7 protein-coding genes are annotated in these 4,934 nt (G+C 43.9%); 2 read left to right on the plus strand and 5 right to left on the minus strand.

The genetic code is table 11. The features are described from left to right. Positions 1–675: 675 nt before the first annotated feature. Positions 676–1,077: a helix-turn-helix domain-containing protein gene (locus tag ACOTXF_RS23580; RefSeq protein WP_045328244.1), complete on the minus strand. Its 402-nt coding sequence runs from the start codon at positions 1,075–1,077 to the stop codon at positions 676–678. A 325-nt stretch (positions 1,078–1,402) separates the two neighbouring features. On the opposite strand from ACOTXF_RS23580, the gene ACOTXF_RS23585 reads away from it, so the two are divergent. Beyond that, positions 1,403–2,017 carry a TIR domain-containing protein gene (locus ACOTXF_RS23585; RefSeq protein WP_019725132.1) on the plus strand — a complete coding sequence of 205 codons (615 nt, stop codon included), beginning with the start codon at positions 1,403–1,405 and terminating at the stop codon, positions 2,015–2,017. A 36-nt stretch (positions 2,018–2,053) separates the two neighbouring features. On the opposite strand, the gene ACOTXF_RS23590 is transcribed toward ACOTXF_RS23585, so the two are convergent. The 4 genes from ACOTXF_RS23590 to ACOTXF_RS23605 all read right to left on the minus strand — a co-directional run bounded on the left by ACOTXF_RS23590 (position 2,054) and on the right by ACOTXF_RS23605 (position 4,469). Then, entirely contained in the window at positions 2,054–2,761 is a 708-nt protein-coding gene (locus ACOTXF_RS23590) for a hypothetical protein (RefSeq protein ID WP_004198042.1), read from the minus strand. Further along, positions 2,758–3,663: a replication initiation protein gene (locus ACOTXF_RS23595; RefSeq protein ID WP_019725130.1), complete on the minus strand. Its 906-nt coding sequence runs from the start codon at positions 3,661–3,663 to the stop codon at positions 2,758–2,760. Before ACOTXF_RS23595 ends, ACOTXF_RS23590 begins: the two co-directional genes overlap by 4 nt. A 247-nt stretch (positions 3,664–3,910) precedes the next feature. Continuing rightward, on the minus strand, positions 3,911–4,186 hold the full coding sequence (locus ACOTXF_RS23600; protein ID WP_019725129.1) for a Txe/YoeB family addiction module toxin: 276 nt from the start codon (positions 4,184–4,186) through the stop codon (positions 3,911–3,913). Next, the gene (locus ACOTXF_RS23605) at positions 4,167–4,469 is read right to left on the minus strand and encodes a type II toxin-antitoxin system Phd/YefM family antitoxin (protein ID WP_019725128.1); all 303 of its coding nucleotides are present in this window, start codon (positions 4,467–4,469) and stop codon (positions 4,167–4,169) included. Before ACOTXF_RS23605 ends, ACOTXF_RS23600 begins: the two co-directional genes overlap by 20 nt. Before the next feature lie 179 nt (positions 4,470–4,648). On the opposite strand from ACOTXF_RS23605, the gene ACOTXF_RS23610 reads away from it, so the two are divergent. Continuing rightward, positions 4,649–4,810 (plus strand): hypothetical protein, encoded by a 162-nt coding sequence (locus tag ACOTXF_RS23610; protein ID WP_162870772.1) that lies wholly within the window; start codon positions 4,649–4,651, stop codon positions 4,808–4,810. The last annotated feature ends 124 nt before the right edge of the window (positions 4,811–4,934 follow it).

Below are 4,934 nucleotides of genomic sequence, written 5' to 3' on the forward strand. Positions count from 1 at the left end.
ACCGGTAAAACAAGGCAACAAACCACCCGAAAACCCGCCAGAAACGCGCAGGCTCTGTTTTTACGGCATGCATGAGTATGCGCACAAGTGCATAGCGCGGAAATTGACACCATTCAGCCAGGGGAAGTCCTGTTTCCGGCGTTCTTCCCATCCGAAAACGGTGAACGGGGACGCAATTTATTGCGTGGCCGTGAAGCGTTGCCGGCGCAGCCGGAAAACCGGTTTTCAGCACGTTCAGGAATCGGTTCGTCCACGGCCGGCAATCACGTTATGGCAAGTCGCCGGACGACTCACCACACGATTCACCGGCGACTCTTCACTAGAGTCGTACCCAGAGTCGCCGCGTCTAAAAAACAACCAAACGGGGAGTCGGATCTAGAGTCGGGTCGTTATTAACTCATTGTTTTTATAGGCCTGAGTCGTTACCGACTCTATGACGACTCGCCGGGGACTCTATGACGAGTCGTCATAGAGTCGGATCTATATAAATAAAATTTAAAAAACGAAATTTCAGTAAAGTAAGCTGCTGATATTAAATACAAATCTGCAAAATTTTAATTTTGCGTGGGGTGTGGGTATTTTTCGTGGTGAGGAGCGTTCAGAGATCTGACGATTTTCGGGAAGGTTCAGGAACTCCCCGGAATGGCCGGAGAGGAAAACTGAAGCATGACGGGGTCAGGATTTTTTCCAGAATTTCCACCACGGCGCCGGGGGTTCAGTTAATTTTGCCTGGTGATTTTCAAGAAGGAGCATGGCCTGTTTCAGGCTGTCAATGTGCGAATCCTTGGATAAAATCAATATGTTAAGGTGTTCAATCTGCTGTTTCAGTTGACGAATGACATGTTCACTCTGGTCAGCAGGCGCTGTATCACGCTGTTCAGGTACTTGTCGAGTAAGGTGTTCATTCTTCGGTTGGTCAAACGGTCCGAAAACACGTAAAAGCTCTGATATATCGACCATTTTTTTATTTCGTTCACCGCTACAAGTGGACAGTTCACCTGTTTTGATTAACCTGTGCAGCGTTGTCCGGCTCTTACCCGTCAGCCGTGCAGCCTCACTAATAGACACTCTGGTCATCAGTTATCATCCTTTAATACATTCAGTCTCAAGGAAACAGGGGCCAGCTTACGACATACTGGTCCAGAAGTGATGTGTTTTTCGGAAGGGCGATGAAACACAGGAGTGACCGTGCAAAATGCAGGCAACAAATGACTTTCCGCTTCCTCGCGCATTCGCTCACTACGTTCAACGAGCCCGCCCTAAACCAGTCATGGTGAGACCTTGCTGAAGGGACCCTATGTGTGCTGGCTGAGAAAAAAAGAGCTCTCTAAAAGAGAGCTGTTATCTGATATAGGTTCAAGTGCAAAATAGAGTGCACACAAACAAAAAAAGGACAATAAAAATGGGAAAGCATAAGGTATTCATTAGCTACCACCATGCGAATGATCAGTACTACAAAAACGCACTTGAAAAAATGAATGAGGAACATGAAATATTCGTGAATCGCTCAGTATCATTAGGTGATATAGATGAAGATGAAGCCCCACAAAAAATAAGAGAGATAATAAGAGATGAATATCTTAGAGATACATCAGTTCTTATCCTTCTTGTTGGAACTGAAACAAAAAACAGAAAACACGTAGATTGGGAACTTTACTCTAGCATGAGAGATAGTACCATTAACAAAAAATCAGGAATTTTAGTCGTCAATCTCCCGTCAACAAATACTACGTACATTCGTTCAACACATGGAACTAATGAAAAATCAGAAGTTCATCCTACCGTAACTGAATGGTTTTCTATTGATAAGCGCTCAACTTATGAGGAAAGGTTCCCATATATGCCAGCAAGAATAATAGACAACTTCATGAAGAGCGGGTCTTATATATCAGTGGTCAACTGGAATCAAATAGAAAACAACCCAGAAACACTCAGAAAATTAATAGACATGACTTATAACGATAGAGAAAAAGCAACGTATGATATGTCGAGAGAAATGAGAATGCATAATTCATAGTACTATCCAAGGAGTAGCCTTGGCTACTCCTTTAATTTACCAGTTCCACTTATCTGTATTGATTCCAAACTTAGGCTTCACATCATTAACAAAGAACCGGTTAACATCTTTAAAACCTTTTAAAATACGCTCATAATCATAATACTGCATTTGTATTTTATTTATGCTGGTTGCATGAAATCTCATGACATCACCGCTAACCCTATCAACAACCTCATCTTTGTCTGATATGTACTTATACCAACGCTTGTAGTTGTTCTGGTAGTTAGTTAGAAATCTATTTAACACCATGAGCATCTCATTGCTGAAATCATAAATCTCACGATCTTTTTTAGGGTTTAGTATTTTCATTTCATCACGAATAAATTGGTAAGTCTGATAATATGATGAAATAACCTCATCAAAGGCATCAACGTTTTTTCTTAATTTGAAAATTGCTCTTTTTGAATCTAGGTGATTTTTTACACTCTTTTTGTAAAGTGTAGCACTCTCATTGAAAAGTATATTCACTCCACCAAGGCTAAGTTTCTCAACCTTAACCGAATATTTTTTAAGTAAGTAGAGGGATACCATCAGCCAAATAAAAACAGATATCAAAAGAATAGAAAGGGCGCCAGTTACAAGAGGTCTATTCTTACTAAAAACTGTGTAAACAGACGGAATGTAATTAGATATATCAACAGTACACATCACGGCAATAAATGCTAAAAAAACTATAGTCCAAAGAGTTACGAAGGTTTTCATCTTATTTCACCATTTTTCTTGATATAAAAATACTTCCGCCTGCTTATTCCCATAGCTACCCAAGGTTTTATTTCCTCTAGGCTTCCTTTCCTCCTTGACTGCCCTGACTTTTTCCCTCTCTTTGATTGAATTTCAGAGGAATGAGTAATATCAACAAATTTACTGAATTCTTCAGGTGAAAATTTATTTGATGTCCATTTAGCAATGCTCTTAGCTATCCCTCTTACCTCATTTTCATCCAGAGGCCGTGCAAATTGCAGGTTGTATGCGCAAGCGCGTTCGTAGCAGGCTTGCAGCCACTGCTCATACTCAGGCCAGCCCTGACGGATGGCGCGATATGCCCACTTACGGGTTTTGTCGAACAACGTGCAGTTACGACCTAAGCCGTAGTCGGCAACGATTTCCTTGTCATTCCCTGTGTTCAGATCGAGAAAGTCGGCCAGCCAGTCCAGAGTGTAGAGCTTCGGTTGCCACACGGCGATTTTCCAGTGGTTGTGGTTCGGATTTTTGCAGATGAGCCCCGAATATCCAGCGTCAGCCTCTAATTTTTTACGTAGCGCATTCTCCACGGAGGCGGCGTAGCGTAACGGTTTTATTTTGCCGTCCGGCGCGGTGCGTATCGAGTTTTCCAGCGCGTACAGCAGGTGCGCGTGTCCGTTTTCGGGGTTAGTTATGGTCAGCGTCGGTGCAGGCGCGTTGCGGTCGCTCCAGTCGATGGAGGAACCGGCGCGGTCAACGTCAAATCCCAGCCAGAACATGGCGTGAGGCTGATTGAACTGGATATATTTCGCCAGAATAGCGCGTTCCTTACCGGCGATACGGACACCAAAGTGCAGATCGTCCGAAAAGTACGGCTTGTGTGGTAAGCGTTCGTTGAAAAGTTCGAGTGCGGCGTTATGCAATGTGCCCTGCGCTTATGGCGGGCTGTTGTCTGGCACGGTTCATGTGCTAATATCCTTTCAAGGTTTCGACCTAGCCCTGGTTATCATGCGATCCGCCAAGATATGACATGATTTCCGGGGCTTTGTTTTTTCTGAGGCTAACGTTACACCGACTTTGCCTTTGTGTCGATCTGACAGCGACTTACCCTAACATCCGTTGTACGCCTTGCATGAAAAGCTCGCATCAAGCGGGCTATATCGACTTTTGCTATTTGTCACCATAGTGATAACGGGCTGCGTAGATGATGATTTCTCCGTTCTGGATTGAATAGACCAGACGGTGGCTCTGATCAATCCTGCGGGAGTAGAGTGCCGGATCTTTGTGGTGCCGCAGCCGTTCGGGTTTTCCTATACCTGTCAGCGGATCAGCCTCGATGCTGAGCAACAGTTGCCGGATACGCTCAAACTTCTTTTTGTCAGTATCACGCCAGTAGTTAAGGTCATCAGCGCCATTCCTAGTGAACTTAATATTCCACTTCGACAAATTCGCCGCGCTCCGCCTGTTTCATTGACTCATTGATATGCTCTGCGTTCGCCGGATTGCTGAACAGATAGACCGTTTCGATTAGCGCCTCATACTCTCCCGCATCGATCATAACAATATCAGGCGCATCACGGCGCATGACACGTACCGGTTCAGCATCATCAGTGACGCGCTTCATCGTCTCGGCAAAATGTTTACGGGCATCAGTAAAATTGATTGCATGCATGTTGTTAACCCCCATTTGTTGGGGCTTAGCATAGAACATGTACGCAAATAAGTACATAAAGATATTTCCCTAAAAACCCACAACCAAATCAGCTCAAAATGTGAACTCAATCGAATAACCACAAAAACAACAAGTCAATACATTGAAGCATAATTTCAAGCAATTACATTTATGAAGTGCGGCACAATTTCGTACCGCTAGGAGCTTAGCTCCTAAAACGAGCAAAGGAAAAGTAAATGGCAAAACATTGGTCTGGGCAAGAATGTCCAAAAACAGGTACTTACGGTCAATATCATGATACCGACAACTCATACGCTGGTTCTGAATATGATCGCCATGTGAGCAAGGGTGATAAGTTCCCTCCGAGCAAAAACAACCACCACTTCCAAGAAAAATAAAATATCTTCAGAAGTCTAAACTAAAAGCCCTCTGGGGCTTTTTTTGTACCTGCCATTCACTTGATTTACCATAACATCCGTTATCAGCACCGCCTGAGAGGCCCTCAGGGCGTTTCTGACGGGA

The organism is Enterobacter cloacae complex sp. IR53041 (assembly GCF_049238285.1).
GTDB classification, from domain to species: Bacteria; Pseudomonadota; Gammaproteobacteria; order Enterobacterales; family Enterobacteriaceae; genus Enterobacter; species Enterobacter roggenkampii.